The sequence below is a fragment of the Nostoc sp. JL31 genome (assembly GCF_017114965.1).
In the GTDB taxonomy this organism is placed as follows: domain Bacteria; phylum Cyanobacteriota; class Cyanobacteriia; order Cyanobacteriales; family Nostocaceae; genus Nostoc; species Nostoc punctiforme_A.
On the sequence record NZ_JABXKO010000113.1, the window covers coordinates 37,131 to 56,431 of the forward strand.

At 43.9% G+C, this 19,301-nt stretch carries 15 protein-coding genes; 5 read left to right on the forward strand and 10 right to left on the reverse strand.

The genetic code is table 11. The features are described from left to right. Nucleotides 1–6: 6 nt before the first annotated feature. The 4 genes from HWQ43_RS29075 (at nt 7) to HWQ43_RS29090 (ending at nt 6,913) form a co-directional block, all read left to right on the forward strand. The gene (locus HWQ43_RS29075; protein WP_292740106.1) at nt 7–336 is read left to right on the forward strand and encodes an STAS domain-containing protein; all 330 of its coding nucleotides are present in this window, start codon (nt 7–9) and stop codon (nt 334–336) included. A gap of 148 nt (nt 337–484) precedes the next feature. Then, complete coding sequence (locus HWQ43_RS29080; RefSeq protein ID WP_292740108.1) at nt 485–3,166, forward strand: TIGR03960 family B12-binding radical SAM protein; 2,682 nt, start codon at nt 485–487, stop codon at nt 3,164–3,166. 940 nt (nt 3,167–4,106) lie between these two features. Next, nucleotides 4,107–6,248 (forward strand): Rne/Rng family ribonuclease, encoded by a 2,142-nt coding sequence (locus HWQ43_RS29085; protein WP_292740109.1) that lies wholly within the window; start codon nt 4,107–4,109, stop codon nt 6,246–6,248. An 8-nt stretch (nt 6,249–6,256) separates the two neighbouring features. Next, a complete protein-coding gene (locus HWQ43_RS29090) occupies nt 6,257–6,913 on the forward strand; it encodes a ribonuclease HII (protein ID WP_292740110.1) in 657 nt (218 codons plus the stop codon). Nucleotides 6,914–6,921: 8 nt separating this feature from the next. Here the strand turns inward: HWQ43_RS29090 and HWQ43_RS29095 are convergent, their stop codons facing one another. Next, the gene (locus HWQ43_RS29095; protein ID WP_292740112.1) at nt 6,922–7,509 is read right to left on the reverse strand and encodes a DUF1997 domain-containing protein; all 588 of its coding nucleotides are present in this window, start codon (nt 7,507–7,509) and stop codon (nt 6,922–6,924) included. A gap of 436 nt (nt 7,510–7,945) precedes the next feature. Here HWQ43_RS29095 and pheA point away from each other — a divergent pair, with 436 nt between their 5' ends. After that, nucleotides 7,946–8,821 (forward strand): prephenate dehydratase, encoded by an 876-nt coding sequence (pheA, locus tag HWQ43_RS29100; protein ID WP_292740114.1) that lies wholly within the window; start codon nt 7,946–7,948, stop codon nt 8,819–8,821. Between the two features lie 140 nt (nt 8,822–8,961). Here pheA and HWQ43_RS29105 read toward each other — a convergent pair whose 3' ends face one another. The 9 genes from HWQ43_RS29105 to HWQ43_RS29145 form a co-directional block, all read right to left on the reverse strand. Then, nucleotides 8,962–9,609, reverse strand: coding sequence for an LON peptidase substrate-binding domain-containing protein (locus HWQ43_RS29105; protein WP_094349488.1), 648 nt, complete (start codon nt 9,607–9,609; stop codon nt 8,962–8,964). A gap of 204 nt (nt 9,610–9,813) precedes the next feature. Continuing rightward, nucleotides 9,814–10,131 carry a 30S ribosomal protein S10 gene (rpsJ, locus tag HWQ43_RS29110; RefSeq protein WP_008232935.1) on the reverse strand — a complete coding sequence of 106 codons (318 nt, stop codon included), beginning with the start codon at nt 10,129–10,131 and terminating at the stop codon, nt 9,814–9,816. 187 nt (nt 10,132–10,318) lie between these two features. Continuing rightward, nucleotides 10,319–11,548, reverse strand: coding sequence for an elongation factor Tu (gene tuf, locus HWQ43_RS29115; RefSeq protein WP_099099763.1), 1,230 nt, complete (start codon nt 11,546–11,548; stop codon nt 10,319–10,321). Nucleotides 11,549–11,571: 23 nt separating this feature from the next. Beyond that, on the reverse strand, nt 11,572–13,650 hold the full coding sequence (gene fusA / locus HWQ43_RS29120) for an elongation factor G (protein ID WP_292740117.1): 2,079 nt from the start codon (nt 13,648–13,650) through the stop codon (nt 11,572–11,574). Nucleotides 13,651–13,787: 137 nt separating this feature from the next. Then, nucleotides 13,788–14,258, reverse strand: a complete 471-nt coding sequence (gene rpsG, locus HWQ43_RS29125; RefSeq protein ID WP_069070112.1) for a 30S ribosomal protein S7 — start codon at nt 14,256–14,258, stop codon at nt 13,788–13,790. A gap of 573 nt (nt 14,259–14,831) precedes the next feature. After that, nucleotides 14,832–15,215 (reverse strand): 30S ribosomal protein S12, encoded by a 384-nt coding sequence (gene rpsL / locus HWQ43_RS29130; RefSeq protein WP_012410236.1) that lies wholly within the window; start codon nt 15,213–15,215, stop codon nt 14,832–14,834. Nucleotides 15,216–15,348: 133 nt separating this feature from the next. Then, nucleotides 15,349–15,672, reverse strand: coding sequence for an iron-sulfur cluster assembly accessory protein (locus HWQ43_RS29135; protein WP_292740304.1), 324 nt, complete (start codon nt 15,670–15,672; stop codon nt 15,349–15,351). Nucleotides 15,673–15,922: 250 nt separating this feature from the next. Beyond that, nucleotides 15,923–16,342 carry a cupin domain-containing protein gene (locus tag HWQ43_RS29140; protein WP_292740138.1) on the reverse strand — a complete coding sequence of 140 codons (420 nt, stop codon included), beginning with the start codon at nt 16,340–16,342 and terminating at the stop codon, nt 15,923–15,925. 253 nt (nt 16,343–16,595) lie between these two features. Beyond that, on the reverse strand, nt 16,596–18,653 hold the full coding sequence (locus tag HWQ43_RS29145) for a phosphodiester glycosidase family protein (RefSeq protein ID WP_292740140.1): 2,058 nt from the start codon (nt 18,651–18,653) through the stop codon (nt 16,596–16,598). Nucleotides 18,654–19,301: the final 648 nt, after the last annotated feature.

Below are 19,301 nucleotides of genomic sequence, written 5' to 3' on the forward strand. Positions count from 1 at the left end.
GTAACTATGCAGGCAGTGCTTAACTATCTCAAGATTGCAGTTATTCGCCCCCAAGGGTGTTTGAATGCTGCAAACGCCTTGGAATTTGAACGAGATATGACTACAGCGTTGGCACAAAATGGTATTTCCATCTTGGTAGTAGACCTTGCAGCAGTAGAATCGTTAGACAGTGCGGGGTTAATGGCATTGTTATCTACACACAAGCTGGCTCTTACTTTAGGAAGAAGTTGCCAACTTCGCGCTGTTGCTCCACAAATTAGAATGATTTTTGAACTGACGCAACTCGATAGGGTATTTGAAATATTAGAGGCTGAAGCCGAATTGGCCCAAACATAACTTTATGTAAAAGCACAAAGGTTCGGGCAATAAGTGGACTTTATGTAAAGGAGTTGTAAGTTGCAACGATAAAATCTGTTAGAAGACCTAATTCAATGCTAATGTTGGGGTTGGGTAGCTGTAATTAAGGTAGCTAGAAGATAGCACAGTGGTTGTTGCAGTTGAAAGATTAATAACGTCGGATATTTTAAAACCAGCACGTTACCTGGGTAACGAGCTGTTAGCAGTACACAAACCTTGGGATACGGCAGCAATACGTTGGGTTTTAACCTACCCAGAAGTATATGAAGTCGGTGCATCTAATTTAGGGCACATTATCCTTTATAACGTCTTGAATGCCCAACCGCGTCAATTGTGCGATCGCGCCTACCTCCCAGGAAAAGACCTGGCAGCCAAACTACGCGAAACTAATACGCCATTGTTTGCGGTAGAGTCAAAGCGAGCGCTGACAGAATTTGACATTTTAGGCTTTAGCCTCAGTTACGAACTGGGTGCAACTAATATCCTCGAAATGTTGGATTTGGCAGGAATTCCCTTGACGTGGCGAGAGAGGCAGGGGAGCAGAGGAGCAGAGGGGCAGGGAGGCAGAGAATCTACCGATACCCAGTCATCCTTTCCGTTGATTTTCGCTGGTGGGCAAACAGCGACATCAAATCCTGAGCCTTATGCTGATTTCTTCGACTTTATCGCCCTTGGAGATGGAGAAGAACTGCTGCCAGAAATTGGTTTGGTATTAGAAGAAGGCAAACAAGCAGGATTAAGTCAGGAAAATCTGTTACTGGATTTGGCACAGATACCAGGCGTATATGTGCCTCAGTTTTACTACATGGCAGAGGATGGCTCAGTTCACCCTCTGCGCCCAGACGTACCAAAACGAATTCTGCGACGGGTTGCAACTCCCATACCAGCATATTCTATTGGTTTGGTTCCCTACGTAGAAACAGTGCACGATCGCTTGACCATTGAGATTCGGCGTGGTTGCACTCGTGGCTGTCGCTTCTGTCAACCAGGAATGCTGACTCGACCAGCACGGGATGTAGAACCCGATAAGGTTGTAGAAGCAATTGAACAGGGGATGCGGGCAACTGGTTACAATGAATTTTCCCTACTATCTCTGAGTTGTTCTGATTATTTATCCCTACCAGCAGTGGGGATGGAAATCAAAAATCGCTTAAAAAATGAAAATATTTCTCTGACTCTACCAAGCCAACGGGTAGACAGATTTGATGAGAATATTGCCAACATCCTGGGAGGAACGCGCCAAGGTGGACTGACTTTTGCTCCAGAAGCTGGTACTCAGCGGATGCGAGACATTGTGAATAAGGGGTTGACGAATGAAGAATTATTGCGGGGAGTAAAAACAGCTTGGGAGCAAGGCTGGGATAAAATAAAGTTGTATTTTATGATTGGCTTGCCGGGTGAAACCGATGTTGACGTTTTGGGCATTGCCGAAACAGTAAGCTGGTTACAGCGAGAATGTCGGGGCAAAGGCAGAAAACCCCTAAATTTTAACCTGACAATTTCTAACTTTACGCCCAAGCCCCATACACCATTCCAATGGCACTCAGTTTCTACCACTGAATTTAAACGCAAACAAAACCTGTTGCGGCAAGAATTCCGCCGAATAAAGGCAGTGAAGGTAAATTTTACCGATGTTCGCATTTCGGCAATGGAAGATTTTGTGGGACGAGGCGATCGCAATTTGAGCAAAGTAGTCCGCCTTGCCTGGGAATTGGGTGCAGGTATGGATTCCTGGTATGAAAATTTAGATCGAGCTTTTAGCGCTTGGGGGTCTGCGATCGCCCAGGCCGATTTAGATTGGAAATACCGCCAAGTAGAAAATGGCGAATGGAATTTGTTTCACGCAGAGGCACAGAAGAGCAAAAAAGCAGAGGAGAATACCCCACTCATAACTCAGCACTCCCTCGATATTCCCCTGCCTTGGGATCATATTGATACCGGGATTGACAAAAAGTGGCTCCAAGAAGACTTGCAACGCGCTCTAGAAGCTGCAATTGTACCCGACTGCTCTTTTGAAGGTTGTTCTCATTGTGGCGTCTGTGGTACCGATTTTGGGCATAACGTGGTGATTGAATCACCTGCTATCCCAAAATTTGCTGGCGAGTTTGTCCCCAACACAATTAAGGCGCAAAGACTGCGAGTTTGGTTTGGTAAGCAGGGTAATATGGCTTTAATGAGCCATCTTGATTTAATCCGTCTGTTTGACCGAGTTGTGCGGCGAGCAGGCTTACCAATTGCTTTTACTGGTGGATTTCACCCAATGCCACGGATTTCTCTAGCAACTGCTTTAGCTCTAGGAGCTACTAGCAGCGGTGAAATTGCAGATTTTGAGTTAACTGTGCCAGTGGAAGTTGATACTTTCCGAGAAAATTTGGCTCGTGAAATGCCCACAGACATACCTATCTATAATGTGGAGCAGATAGATTTAAAAGCTAGTGCCGCTACCCAACTGCTAGAGTCCGCAGAGTATTTAATTACTGTAGTAGCACTTGCAGAAACAACACCCATACAATGGCAAAACTGGATTGATACAATCAAAGCAAAAGAGGAAGTTTGGTACGAGCAAATAACTAAATCAAGCAAGAGCCAGTTAATAAATCTGCGCGATCGCTTATTTGAACTGGAGTTAGTAGAAAACTACAATTGCGTTGCAGAATCTATGTCATCTGTAATCCGTTATCTAGGTAGCTATCGCCAAGACGGTTTGGTGTTGCGTCCCGAACAAATCCTGTTTATGCTAGAGACAGTGGCTGGTGTAGAATTTCAACTCCTGCACATCCACCGCAATCGGCTAATTTTAGGGGTATAATCCCTGTAGGGCAACTTGCTAGTAGTTGTCCGAAGATGGCAGCTCAGAGGAATTGATTTTTAGCAAGGTTGCGTTAGAATAGGGTGAAGAGAAATTTTCTGGCGCTGCATTGAATTAGCTGGTTCACTACCCTGGTACTCAGGGGGCGAAAGCAAAGATATTAGAGTGCAACTTCTAGGATTTTATCCTAGACAAACAAAAAGCAGATTAAAGAATGCACACTCTCTCTATAGCTACCTTGTGAATCAGTAACTAACAGCAAGCTCAGTTAGGTTCTCTAAATCCATGCTTTTAAACAACTGCTGAATGTCTAATTCAGGTAGTGCCCAAGAGCTAGTGCATTACTTTTTTAGAGTTAAAGCAACTGCTGTCGGTTATGCCGACTTGTTGTAGACGTTTACGAGACGCGCAAAGTGCTGTTTGTCTTAGGCTAGAGCGGCTCAAGGCAGGTTAGCAACTGGCGCAGATGAGTATAACCCTAAGATAAATCCGGGGAATGGAAAATAGAAATAGTTTCTTTTTCTTAACGAATTCAGTAGGTTACTCTCAAATAAAGCATCCTGAGTTAAAATGCTCACTCAGGATTTAGAACTTTCAACTCAGAACTCTCAAGATTTGAGGGTATTGCATCACAAATCAACCACGGACGGTTGATTTAATTGCTTAAACGATGTGCAGCAGTTCTGGAATAATCAGCCGTAAAAACGCTCTTAAGAGCGCCAATAGCTATTTAACTTAGAAGCTCAGATTTGCGATTTTTATTATCAGTAGCGCCTTTTGAGGGTTGCGAGGGCAGCGAAAGTATAATATCAAACCGAGAAAACAGTGGTAATTAAAACTGACGCGGAGACGCAAGTAGTTTTGAATTATTAAGTAATTAACCGGATTTGATACAACAAACCTCAAACCTGTAAGTGCTGCCAATTTTTGAGGAAATTGAATGCCGAAACAAATTATCATCGCGGAGCAGCACCAAATTGCTGCGGTTTTTTCTGAAGATCAAATACAGGAACTCGTTGTTGCTACAGGTCATCATCAAATAGGTGATATCTACTTAGGAGTAGTAGAAAACGTATTGCCTGGGATAGATGCAGCTTTTGTCAATATTGGCGATCCAGAGCGCAACGGTTTTATTCATGTTACCGACTTGGGGCCATTGAAGCTCAAGCGCACCGCAGCGGCAATTACAGAATTACTAGCACCACAACAGAAAGTTTTAGTGCAAGTAATGAAAGAGCCAACGGGGACAAAAGGGCCTAGGCTCACGGGTAATATTACCTTACCCGGACGCTACGTAGTACTGATGCCCTACGGTCGGGGCGTCAATTTATCCCGACGAATTAAAAGTGAAAGTGAGCGCAATCGCTTGCGAGCGCTAGCGATTTTGGTAAAACCGGCGGGAATGGGTTTGCTTGTGCGTACAGAAGCAGAAGGCAAACCCGAAGAAGCGATTATGGAAGATTTGGAATTGTTGCAAAAGCAATGGGAAGCTATTCAGCAGGAAGCCCATTCCACCCGTGCGCCAGCACTACTCAACCGAGACGATGACTTTATCCAGCGCGTATTGCGAGATATGTACGGCGCGGATGTAAATCGAATTGTTGTGGATTCCAGCACTGGTTTGAAGCGCGTCAAACAGTACTTGCAGAATTGGAGTGGCGGTCAAACACCGCAGGGATTGTTGATTGACCATCATCGCGATCGCTCCCCAATTTTAGAATACTTCCGCATCACTGCTGCGATTAGAGAAGCCCTGAAACCGAGAGTAGACCTACCTTCTGGCGGTTACATTATCATCGAGCCAACGGAAGCGTTAACCGTAATCGATGTTAACTCAGGTTCCTTTACGCGATCGGCAACAGCTAGAGAAACAGTTTTGTGGACAAACTGCGAAGCGGCAACAGAAATTGCTCGCCAGTTGCGTCTACGAAATATCGCCGGGGTGATCGTCGTTGATTTTATCGATATGGAATCGCGACGTGACCAATTACAAGTTCTCGAACACTTTAATAAAGCACTCAAAGCAGACAAAGCTCGTCCCCAGATTGCCCAACTTACCGAACTGGGTTTAGTAGAATTGACCCGCAAACGTCAGGGTCAAAATATTTACGAATTGTTTGGTGAAACTTGCCCCACCTGTGGCGGTTTAGGACATACTGTGCGTCTGCCTGGAGAAATCGAAAACCGATTGCCAATACCGGCAGAGACACCAGAGCGCGAACGTTTTGTATCTTTACCTCACCGAGAACCACGTCAGCCATCTGCCCGCATCCCGGAACCACGAGAAACATACGATGGATTTGGAGAAGCATTTGACGGCGACTCGGAATTGAGCAACCTAAATCTGATCAATCATCCTAGTTATCAAGAACTTAATGATAAGCGCCGTACCCGGACTCGCCGCAGTCGAATTGGTGTCAATGGGTTAAACGGGAAAGATGAAGCTCGGATTGTTCCCAATCCCCTGGCTTTTGTTAACGAGCCAGATTTAGACCTGGATGTAGAACCAGAACTAGGAGTTGCACCAGAAATTCCCTCGCCCACCCTTGGCAAACCAGGCTGGAGTGAAAGAGTAGAGCGCACTAAAATTATCAAGGCAGAACCAGTTAAGCCAGTGGTAGAACCACCGGAGATTAGAACTGTAGAAATGAGCCTTCAAGAACAGGATATATTTGCCTTAATGGGAATATCTCCCTTGGTGAAGCTAGAGCAAGAGGTGAAAAATACCAAGTCTGTAATTATTAATGTGATTCAGCCCGGTCAACAGCCAACGACCCCAATTGAATCAACCTCAGAATCAACTATTGTCCAAAAAGCAACACCTGAAATAATTACTATTGCTCAAAAGGCAACACCTGAAATAACTGCAAGCAAAATACCGACACCAAAAGTTATTGAGCCAGAACAAAAATCTTTAATCGAAGAGACAACTGAAGCATCGGAGTTGCCTGCGAATCCTTCGGGACGTTTGTCTGCGAAAGCTTCTGCCGCCAAAGAGATCGCAGATGAAAGTGAAGCTAATAGTAGCGCCACAGCTAGCCGTCGCCGCCGCCGTCGTTCTTCAGCCATTGAGGATAATTAATTTGTTTTATGGTAGAAACGTCGCCAGTACCTTTGGAAAAATCCAGTTGGCTGGAGTTTTCTACCTTGTCAGGGATTCCAGAGTTGGTTGCAGGTGTAGATGAAGTAGGGCGAGGATCTCTATTTGGCCCTGTGGTGGCGGCAGCTGTGATCCTACCAGATCATGCTTTGCCAATACTGATAGCAGCTAAAATTAAAGACAGTAAAAAGTTGTCTAGTTCTCGGAGAACTCAGTTAGCACAGCAAATTTGTGAGCTAGCTGTAGATTGGAAAATTGGGTTTGCTTCTACTGCCGAAATTGACAAGATAAATATTTTGCAAGCAACGCTGTTAGCAATGAAGCGGGCTGTGCTGAAGTTAAAGGTACAGCCTGAACTTTGCTTGATTGACGGTAATCAGTCAATCAAAGATTTGCTATTACCGCAACAAACAATAGTCAAAGGGGACGAGCGATCGCTCGCTATTGCCTCTGCTAGTATTGTCGCTAAGGTTTGGCGTGACGATCTGATAATGCGTCTAGCATTAAAATACCCTATGTACAACCTGGAGTGTAATAAGGGTTATGGTAGCCAGCGGCATTTGCTGGCTTTGCAACAATATGGGCCGTCGCCTCTGCATCGTCAGTCTTTTCGTCCTTGCCAAATCAAAGGTCTGAGTGTTGAGTGATTAAATAATTACTCAGCATTCAGGATTGGTAATTCAGTACTATCAGCGTCAAGTCCTCTATCTTTGGTTTGTGAGATCACCCAGTAGCGATAATCTGCCAAAAGTTGATTTAATAACCGTTGCTTGACTGACAACAGTACGCTTTTAAGCAAACCATTGCCAGTAGCTTCTAAAATCGGCTTAGGAGTAAAGGAAAATGGCGGTGGAAAATCCACCACCACTTCTAAATCAGCTTTTCCTTGCAAGCGAGTGCCAGTGCTAAACTCTTTGGGAGACAAATAGCCTTTTAAATTGAGAGCAAAGCGCTGGTTAATATACTCGAAACCTAAAATTTCACAGTTTAGCGATCGCAAATAAATTATTCCGTTTGATTCTGCCCAGACTCTCATGTCTACAGTAGGTTGAATACTCAATGACATAAAAGTTAGCGGACGCATTTTCAAGCGAAATACTTCCTCAGAAAGTTGCTGAATCCGGCTATTGTCAACCAAAGCCTTAACCAGACGTTGAGGCTGACGCAAGTAGTGCTGAATGGGAATAGGCTGCTCTGGAACAGCGATTTCAACCGATTGGGAGGCAGTAAACCGGGTAGCCATGAGCTAATAAAAATATCTGTTTCTTAATTTTAATATTTTTTAACAACTTAGTTCTGATTATTAGAAAAATCAGCTATACATCAATTAGCAAAAAGTTGGTACCCTCATTCTAATCTTTAGTTCAAGAAATATAGATTAGGATTTAACTCTTGACATAAAACCCATAATGTGCTTGTTCATTTGGGTAGAAACCCATATCTATCATTGCTCTTAAATCTTCAGAGGGATTTTAGCAAAAAAACTGCTAGGAAATCTATATGTTAGAAGACTGATATTCCATAACTTTTTTTCCTAGATACATATTCCGTTCTATCCCTTTAGTGCGTAAATTTTAGAGATAACAGTGTTTAGTAAAAGTAGATGTTGGATATATTTACCAAACCAAAATATCATAATCTTTATTTACGCATTACACTCGCAACTCAAGGCTAAAAGCATGACTTTATCGATCGCACATTTAGGTCCTCCCGGCACTTATGCAGAACAAGCAACTATTTTTTATGTCAACTGGTTGAGCAAAACTACGGGAATTGAGGCTAGATTATGCCCCTATCCCAGCATTTCCCAATCACTGCACGCCGTTGCTAATGGTCAAGCGCAGTTGGCTGTTGTGCCAGTGGAAAATTCTATTGAAGGCAGTGTTACTACAACACTGGATACACTTTGGCAGTTGGACAGTTTGCGAATACAGTTGGCTTTGGTATTACCCATTGCCCATATGTTAATTTCTTGTGCGCCTAATTTAGATAGTATTAAAACTGTCTACTCTCACCCACAAGCTTTGGCACAATGTCAGGGATGGTTAGAGCGGTTTCTACCGACTGTACAGATTATTCCTAGCAATTCTACAACCGAAGCACTACAGCGATTGGAGCAAGAGACAACAACAGCAGCGATCGCTTCTAGCAGAGCTGCTCAACTCTACAAATTGCCGATACTTGCCAGTAACATCAACGACTATCCAGAAAACTTTACTCGTTTTTGGGTAGTAAGTCAGGGTGAAGTGGACGCTGGATACCAGGCAACAAAAGCTCCTACTAGTCATACATCGCTGGCTTTTAGTATGCCTGCTAACACACCCGGAGCGTTGGTCAAACCTTTGCAAATATTTGCTCAACTAGGAATTAACCTCAGCCGGATTGAATCTCGTCCGACAAAGCGATCACTAGGCGAATACTTGTTTTTCATGGATTTAGAAGCGGACGCCAAGGAAGCACAAATGCAATCTGCTTTAGCAGAATTAGCCATCCACACAGAGATTTTAAAAATTCTTGGCGCTTATAATGTTTTACCGATCGGCGCCGTTACTTAAGAAGTTAGGAGTTATCAGTTAAGAGTTATCATTTAGCATTTACAAGTTATCAGCCAGGAAATATAAATTATAAGTTGTCGATCTTTTATTTTTGTTTTTTCTTCCTAACTCCTCATTTTTAACTCCTAACTTTTAACTCCTCACTTTTCACTAAATGTATCTTTGAGAACAGCGCGAGCTGCCAAGTGATTCCGAGTAGAAGTTAAAATTTCTGCTTCTCGCTCTAGACGAGTTACAGTATCCTGCATTTCTAGCAATAATTGCTGCTCTGCGGCGACGCCATAAAGGTTACTGGCTACCCAATAAGATAACTCTGTTGGTAGATCGGGCAAATCTTCTGGGAGTTCGATATTTTGTTCGGTTAATTTTGCTGATAGACGCACAACATCTCGTAGTAGTTGTTCTACTTCAGTTGATAAAGGTCGCAAATCTTTAGTGGGTGGTTGGTCTTCAATCCACTCAACTAAGCCGACGCGATATGGCTTTTCACGAACATACTCTAATACACGAAATCTTTGCTGCCCTAAAGTCATCATCTTGATCCGATCGTCTGGCAGGCGTTGGTGATGAATAATTTCGGCACAGCAACCAGTGTTTGCAATTGTACCTTTGACTGGATCAAACATCAAAACACCGAATCTGCGATCACTCTCCAAAATCGTGTTCATCATGATTCGGTAGCGAAATTCAAAGATGTGCAGGGGTAATGGCCTAGTAGGAAACAGAACTACTTCGGGTAACGGGAACAGAGGTAGTTCGCGAACTGCAATTTTAGAAGATGATGTCATTGTTACTTTGGGATAAACTTAATCTTTAAAATTTCTTTTCTCTGCTTTTCCCGTACTTTATCTACATTCTATCATTTGTTTCCTAGCTAAATAAAAGCCCTGAGATATATTTCTTCAGGGCTGTGTAAATATTCATACTAGTGTCTGTTGTCCTTTGTCCTTCGTTCTTTGCTAATGACAAATGACCAATGACTAATGACTAAATTAAAGTTTGACTTCAATATCTACACCCGATGGTAGATCCAATTTCATCAGGGCATCAATAGTCTTAGAAGAGGGCTGGTAAATGTCAATAATCCGGCGATGAGTACGGGTTTCAAAATGCTCCCGTGAGTCTTTATCTACGTGAGGCGATCGCAGCACACAATAGATCCGGCGTTTTGTTGGTAAAGGAATTGGGCCTATGGCTGTAGCGTTGGTGCGGTTAGCTGTGTCTACAATCTTCTCGCAAGATGTATCTAATAAGCGCCTGTCAAAGGCTTGTAAGCGAATTCTAATCTTCTGCTGCTGTAGAGTTGCCATCTTTAATTTTCCAGGTTCTGCGTAATTAGGGGAGTATTTACAGGTTAACGGTTACAAGTTATCGGTTACAGAAAACTATTACCTGTCCCCTGTAACCTATTACCTTATTTATAGAGGGAAGAGAAAGGAGCAGAGAGGCAAAATAAATACCATCTCTGCTCCTTTGTTATGAGCAAAAAGGTGCTTGCTACTTGATAATTTTGGAGACGACACCTGCACCAATGGTGCGACCACCTTCGCGAATAGCGAAGCGCATTCCTTGTTCAATAGCGATCGCGTTGATCAATTCTACTGTCATCTTGATGCGATCGCCTGGCATCACCATTTCTACTTCTTTGCCTTCATCGGAAGTGTAGGCTTTGATAGTACCAGTTACATCGGTTGTCCGCACGTAGAACTGGGGACGGTAGCCAGCGAAAAATGGAGTCTTACGACCACCTTCTTTTTCAGTTAGGACGTACACTTCACCTTCAAATTCATTGTGAGGTTTAATCGAACCTGGTTTGGCAATTACCATACCCCGTTCAATATCAGCCTTCTGGATACCCCGGAGTAGTACGCCAGCGTTATCTCCAGCCATACCTTGCTCAAGACTCTTCTTGAACATTTCAATCCCAGTTACGGTAGTAGCACGAGTATCTCTGATACCCACTAGTTCAACGTTATCGCCAACTTTGACTACACCCCGTTCAATCCGACCAGTGGCGACAGTACCACGACCTGTGATTGAGAACACGTCTTCTACAGCCATCAGGAAGGGTTTATCAACATCCCGCTCAGGAGTGGGGATGTAAGAATCTACAGCATCCATCAGTTCATAGATTTTGTCTACCCAAGGATTTTCTCCTCGTTGGGTCTTGGGATTCTTGGTCATTGCTTCCAGAGCTTGCAGACCAGAGCCTTTGATAATAGGGATATCATCCCCAGGGAAATCATAGCTGCTTAACAGTTCTCTCAGTTCTAGTTCCACTAGTTCTAAGAGTTCTGGGTCATCCATCAAGTCTTCTTTATTCAAGAAGACAACCAGACTGGGAACACCAACCTGTTTTGCCAAAAGAATGTGTTCGCGGGTTTGGGGCATAGGGCCATCGGTAGCAGCAACTACGAGGATACCTCCGTCCATTTGGGCAGCACCGGTGATCATGTTCTTCACATAGTCAGCGTGTCCTGGACAGTCTACGTGAGCATAGTGCCGACTTGCAGTTTCATACTCTACGTGAGCGGTATTGATGGTAATACCCCGTGCCTTTTCTTCTGGGGCATTATCAATTTGGTCGTAGCCTTTAGCTACAGCCTGACCCATAGCTGCCAAGGTCATGGTGATGGCTGCTGTCAAGGTAGTTTTACCGTGGTCAACGTGGCCAACTGTACCGATATTAATGTGGGGTTTATTCCTTTCAAACTTTGCGCGTGCCATGAATACTCATTTCCTTATTTTAACTAAGCGTTCCCTTTGCTTTTTGCAATGATAGTTTCAGCTACGCTGCGAGGCACCTCTTCGTAGTGGCTGAACTCCATCGTGAAGATACCCCGACCTTGCGTCTTTGACCGGATATCAGTGGCGTAGCCAAACATGGTCGCCAGTGGAACTTTGGATGCGACCTTAGCAAGTCCCTGTTCGGTGCTTTGACTTTCAATTTGCCCTCGGCGGGAGATGAGGTCGCCAATGACGTTCCCGATATAGTCTTCAGGAACTTCAACCTCAACTTTCATCATAGGCTCTAAGAGGACGGGTGAAGCTTTCAGCACAGCCTCTTTCATCGCCATTGAGCCGGCGATTTTGAAAGCCATTTCCGAAGAGTCTACATCGTGGTATGACCCATCAATTAGCGTCGCTTTGACGTCAATCAACGGATATCCAGCTAGAACACCGGATTCACAGCTTTCTTTCATTCCTTGTTCTGCGGGGCCAACGTACTCTTTAGGTACTGTACCGCCGGCAATTTTGGAGACGAATTCAAAGCCAGTACCGGGTTCTCCAGGCTCCAAATTGATCACAACGTGACCGTATTGACCTTTACCACCACTTTGGCGGATGAATTTGCCCTCAACTTTGTTCACAGCTTTCCGAATTGTTTCTCGGTAAGCTACTTGTGGCGCACCTACATTCGCCTCCACCTTGAATTCTCGTAACATTCGGTCTACTAGAATTTCTAGGTGTAGCTCTCCCATCCCCGCGATTACGGTTTGGTTTGTTTCCGGATCGACGCGGACACGGAAAGTGGGGTCTTCTTCTGAGAGAGATTGCAGAGCTTTGGACAACTTGTCCATGTCGTTCTTAGTTTTGGGTTCAACCGCCACCGAGATTACAGGCTCAGGAATGAATAGGGATTCCAGAATTACTGGCGATGCATCATCACAGAGCGTGTCGCCTGTCAAGGTGTCTTTCAATCCCAAAGCTGCTCCCAAATCACCCGCCCGCAGTTCATCGACATCTTGCCGATCGTCTGCCTTCATTAGAACTAAGCGGGAAATCCGTTCTTTTTTATTCTTACTAGCGTTGAGAACGTAGCTGCCCTTTTTCAGGACACCAGAATAAACACGAACAAATGTTAGGCGACCGTAAGGGTCAGCCATAATCTTGAATGCCAGAGCTGCTAGGGGTTCGCTGTCATCAGCCCGCCGCTCAACAGTATCGCCGTTCGGCAGTAAGCCTTGAATTGGCGGTACTTCACTTGGCGCTGGCAGGTAATCGACAACGGCATCCAGCATCAACTGTACGCCTTTGTTTTTGAATGCCGAACCGCAAAGTACTGGTACAATTGTCCCCGCAATTGTGCCTTTTCGCAGGGCCGTCCGAACTTCCTGTTCTGTAAGTTCTTCGCCCTCGAAGTACTTAGCCATCAGAGCATCATCGGTTTCTGCTGCGGCTTCTATCAGCTTGGTGCGGAATTCGTCTACCTGCGCTTGCAATTCTTCCGGGATATCGGTTTCCTGGATATCGGTTCCTTGATCATTAGCGTAAATATACGCACGTTGCCGTACTAGGTCAACGATACCTCGGAAGTCGTTTTCACTACCAATTGGTAGTTGAATAGCGATCGCATTTGCCCGCAGGCGATCGCGGATTTGCTCGTGAACTTTATAAAAGTTCGCTCCGGTGCGATCCATCTTGTTGATAAAGGCTATCCGAGGAACTTTGTAGCGCTCTGCTTGCCGCCACACTGTCTCAGACTGCGGTTGCACGCCGCCCACAGAACAAAATACTGCGATTACACCATCCAACACGCGCATGGAACGCTCAACTTCAATTGTGAAGTCTACGTGACCCGGAGTATCGATAATGTTAATTTGATGATCTTTCCAACTGGTACTGATAGCAGCGGCAGTAATGGTAATTCCCCGTTCCCGCTCCTGCTCCATCCAGTCTGTGACGGCAGTTCCTTCATGAACTTCGCCAATTTTATGAATTATCCCAGAGTAAAATAATATTCTCTCTGTTGTTGTTGTTTTGCCCGCATCTATATGCGCCGCAATACCAATGTTGCGTACTTTCTCTAGCGGGATCGTGCGTGCCACAGCTACCTCCTATAGTTTTTGCCTCATGATATCTTGTATATTACTCTTTGTTAAGATTCTATACTTTTACGGAAAACCGTCTTTTTTTGTAAATCTACGATATACCGCTTTGGCAAGGCGATATATCGCTTTTTTACTTAGTAACGATAATGTGCGAATGCTTTGTTAGCTTCCGCCATCCGGTGTGTTTCTTCGCGTTTGCGAATGGCATTGCCAGTTTCGTTGGCAGCATCCATTAACTCATTTGCCAATTTGCTGGCCATTGTCCGGCCTGGTCTAGACCGAGAATATTGCACTAACCAACGCAGTGCTAAAGTAGTGCCCCGTTCTGTACGCACTTCCATTGGTACTTGGTAGGTTGCTCCACCAACTCGCCGAGCCTTTACTTCTACTAAAGGCGTGGCATTTCGCACTGCTCTTTCAAAGGTTTCTAAGGCACCAGCACCAGTGCGTTCTTCAATAGTTTTTAATGCATCATAAACAATGCGTGCGGCAAGTGATTTTTTGCCATGACGCATGATCCGTCTGATAATCATGCTCACAAGGCGACTGTTATATACGGAGTCAGACGGAACTGGGCGCCTTTGAATAACACCACGACGAGACATACTTCACCTTTAATTCGGAATTGGCAACGAAATTATATGCTATCAGACACCGGAAACTAAAAGCGGTAGAACCCAACCCTCAGACTTCCTCAATTTTTTCGACCGTTGCAGCAAGGCTGACTTATTTACTGCCAATTTTTGATTTTTGATTTTGGATTAAAAGTTTTCGGTATATATTCCGATCGCAAGGATCTGAACAAATCAAAAGTCTGTAAGCCTAATTCCCTTGTGGGTTTGACCAATCCAAAAGACGCTCGATAACTCGCTAACGCTACGCTATCGCAAATCTAAAATCAAGAATTGTTTGACTTACTACCTGCAACGAAATACTCAAGGCGACAAGATTATAAACTTTAATGTTCAGATGAGAAATTAGCTGTAGATTACAGCATTTTCCTCCTCAGAACTTCTACACTTGCTCGCTTAGTGTAGATGTAGCTTGCTTGATTTTTTGAAACAGACTTTAGCAGCCTTCATCACTACTGTTAGAACAAAGACGGCGCTCCTTCTTTTGCCCTTCAGCTTTTTTAAGGTAGACGATTAATCGTGTTGGATGCGATTAATCGCCTAATCCTATTTTTTCGCTTCTTTAGGACGCTTGGTTCCATACTTGGAACGGCCTTGTTTGCGGTCTTTGACTCCGGCTGTATCTAGGGTGCCACGGATAATGTGGTATCTCACGCCTGGTAGATCCTTAACCCGACCGCCACGAATCATCACAACTGAGTGTTCTTGTAAGTTGTGACCAATGCCTGGAATGTAAGCTGTGACTTCAAATCCAGAGGTAAGTCTGACTCTTGCTACTTTACGTAGGGCTGAGTTAGGCTTTTTTGGTGTGGTTGTGTATACTCTGGTACAAACTCCCCGACGTTGGGGGCATTGTTTCAGAGCAGGGGACTTGGTTTTCTGACGCGCTTGTTCGCGCTCATTTCGTATTAGCTGCTGTATTGTTGGCATGAGTTACAGCGCGTAAAGCTGCTTATGGTCTAAGTTTTAACAAATCCTGATTATATCTTTTTTTACGGCTTTATGTCAATTGCTATTTTTCCTTAGTGATTGAACATCTGTTTTTTGATTAATTGTTCAATCACTAAGGACTCAAGGAGAAGGAATTGCCACAGCCACAGGTAGCGATCGCCTGGGGATTGTGGAAGCGAAAACCACCACCCATTAAGTCTTCTGAATAATCAACTCTCAAACCGTTGAGGTAATTTAAGCTTGCGGCATCTATGACTACTTGAATCTCATCCAAGTGGAAAACCTGGTCGTCAACTTTTATTGCTTCATCGAAGGACATATCATAAAAGAACCCGGAACAACCACCTGGTTTTACTGCCAATCGAAACAAGACATTTGTCTGCTTGGACTTTATTCGCCCAATCTCACTTACGGCTGCTTGACTCAGATGAATCATGGAACTCGTTTTTTGCAATTGAATACCCCATCTTCCATTTTACAGATAGGTTGACCCTTGCTTGTGCAAAATTCCAAATTACCCAAGGCATGAGCGCGATCGCTATTACTACATTTATAACACTAACATGCTTCAGTCCCCACCTTGATTAGGTAGGGACTTCTGGGGTGTAGTAGTTCGTTTACAAAGACGGTTTACAAAAAAATGTATTCAGCTTTGGGGTTAGAGCTTTAATAGCGTTCTTTTGGTTTTAATCTTTGGTACGGGCATAGTCATCTTGGTAGCGGATAATATCATCTTCTCCCAAGTATTCGCCATTTTGGACTTCAATCAATACCAAGGGAATCACGCCAGGATTCTCTAAACGATGAGATGTACATTGGGGTACATAAGTTGACTCATTATTGCTCAGTAGTACTTCTCTATCACCACAAACTACTCTAGCTGTACCAGAGACGACAATCCAATGTTCGCTGCGATGATGGTGCATTTGTAGACTGAGGCGGTGTCCAGGCTTAACTTCGATGCGCTTAATTTTGTATCCGCGCCCTTCTTCCAAAACTGTAAAAGCACCCCAAGGACGTAATTCAGTTGCAGCAACGCCCCTGGAAGTTATGGTTGGAGGGAGGTGTAGAGTTTCAGTCTGTGTAGTTTCTTGATATCGAGCCATAGTTACCTCATTTGAAGACATAACAAACCGTTGGTACTCTTAATTATTGATAAAAAATCTGGCGCTATCTTGCAACCTTGAAAATCAGCAATTTTGTCGCACTTTGATAAACATAGCAAAATCAAACCTTATGGTGTAAACCATCACTACTAAAATTCTGATGTCTACACCAAGTCTTCATCAAGCAAAATGACAGCTTGTTCTAAACTTTAAAAAGTGACTGGGATTGGGGATTGAGTTTTTCCCTATTCCTTCATTTTCGTGGTTGCAGGAAAATACCAATTCCGTTGTGAACACGAGCAGCGGTACTGGGTGATCGATCGAGTAGTTGCCCTCCTAAGTAAAGGCTGGTAGAACTACCGCCATCCAAATTTAAAGCATCCACACAGCCCATTAATTGCATCAATTGGGCATGTTCTGCCAAATTAGGCCCATAACCGCCAGCACGATTATGTGTGGCAGTAATCATCAGTGTGCCTGTTGCCGTTGTGCAAATACCGCTACGAATAGCCTTTTCGGCAATAAAGGCATTGCTGAATTTTTCGCCTTTGGCATCAAGGACAATTTGACGATTTTGGACTAATAGCGGTCCAGCACCGATAATGTAGGGGTAACGACTAAAATCAGCTGGAGTAGTGGCGCTGGAAATACTTACTGCGCTTCCAATAGGTAGCTGGGAAGCAGCACTAGTAGCGTTAGCGCGTAAAGTTAGCAGGTAGCCATCCTGGGGAATGGGAACCGCTGTCGCACCAACTTTGCCGCCTGGTAACTGATTAGTAATTTGGTCTTTTTCTACCACTAAGATAATTTCGTTATCTGTCAGGGGTGTGTAAGTTGATCCCCAAGCTGAGGTATAACGAGCAATGCCACTCTGGACGTAACCACTGTTGAGAAACAGAATTGGTAGGCGCTGGCTATTTGCCGTGATTAAAGTTTCTTCTAAGGTGAGACGACCGAAGTAAAATTGGCCTGAATTATTCCAAGCGATCGCACCTCGATTAAGAATGGGGCCTGATAACCACTGACTATCCCGACGAATCGCACCCAATGGCAATCTATTATTACGGTTAAAATAACCACCATTAATTCCAGCTACAGCTAAGTAACGTTGTGCTGTTTGAATTATGGGAGCAGTACCCGCAAGTCCATCAAGACTAGCCCACATAGGTTTTAAGGTTAGCCCAAATTTGCGGGGATTAACTTCTAACCAGACTACAGGAAAACGCTCTGTGCCTAAGTTGACATAATGCTGTCGCCAACGCAATCCTGGGGCCCAAGTAATATCCCGTTCTTCTAGAGGATCGGGTCGAATATTGATACTCAGACGATTGGGGTTAGCTACAGTAGTAACTTGAGGCGATAGACCAAAGGGAACGCTCAGACTAATAATCGTTTGGTTTTTCACCACCTCCACTTTTTGAATCAGTGGTTCAGGGGCTGGTGGTATTGGTTGTGTTGGTGTAGCTGGTGATAATTGTTTGAGCAGGTTTGGCAGCAATGTTGGTGGTGCTGCTGGTGGCTGGGGGGTATAGCGCTCTATCAAAACGGGATCGGCTATTCCATCCAGGGTAATTGTCCACTGTCTATTTGGGGGTGCAGTATATTTGGGAGTTGGCGTATCTGGATCGGAAGAAGGAGTTTGCGGTTTGGCGATCGCTGACCCTTGTGCAACTTGCCAGGGAGTGGGACGATCTAAATCGACAAGAATCCGAGCTTGTTGCAAAGGGGTACTCGCTTCTGGAGGTTCCTGACTCTGAACAATATTTGTGATTTGTGTTTTTGGGGTAGCAATCACCAAAGTGTTGCCATTAGCTTGAATTTGCCATCCAGATGTTTGAGCAAAATTAGTGATATCCAGATAGCGATATGCTCCTAGTAGCCTGGTGGCTAATACCAGTGGCTTTGTCACTGACGAAAACCACTGTATTGGTTGCTTCGCTGAATTACTACTGTTTAAGAAATTTACTCCAATTAATTGCCTAAATGCCCCATCACTAATATCGGTTGTCATCTGGCCAGATTTTCCAGGCCGCTGTAACCAAGTTCCTGGTACAGTACGACCATTGAGGGAAATTTGATTACCAGAGAATGCTACACCTGTTAAAGGAGGTGCAGGTGACTGTGAGATTAACTTGGGTATAAATTTGGTGGTTTTCGGGGACTCCTGGGCGTTGGCAGCACAAGTAGTTGTTAAGCACAGCACTGTTAAAAGTATTGGTGACACAGTAGCCCGGAAAAATCTGCGATCGCCCTTGGCGTTTGCAGAGCCATCGCTAATCTCTGATTGGCAACAATTCGGTATTTTTACCATAATTTACTAGGTACTTTGGAAAACTATTACCCAAGGTTTAAACTAACTAATTATTTGGAAATATAAAGGAAACATGACTTTATTTTTGAATAAATATGGTAATCTATATATTGGCTAGTTATCTCTTTTAGACACACATTAATTTATTTAGACGCTAAAGCCACTGCAATCAAACTTTTTAACTCTCACTAATTCTAACCACACTATATACGGTAGTTTTGGTTATCAAAACTGGATTAAAATATTTAATCCTAACTGAACGTTGCTACTGTTATTACTTCAGTAATGTCTAGTTAATAGTAATACATGCGGCAACTGGGAAGCGGCAAAATTCTAGACAACAACAATATTTGGGAATTGTCAAATGGGTATATATTGTAATACGCTGATTTTATTGCTGGATCGGGATAAATTTGGCTTTAGAACATAGTACAGCGTTCAGTTTTAGTTTTGTCTGTTTCAGGTGAGCCAAAAAATAGGCTCTATGAGTAGCTAGTGTGCATCTGGAAAAAAGGGATTGAGAAAATACTTAACTTCAAAATATAAAAAAGAAACTGTCAGGGCAAAAATAATGTCTTGGCGGAGGTAACTGGTCGAACACCGCATAAACACATAAAAACACGCAATTATTTTAACACGGGTGAACTG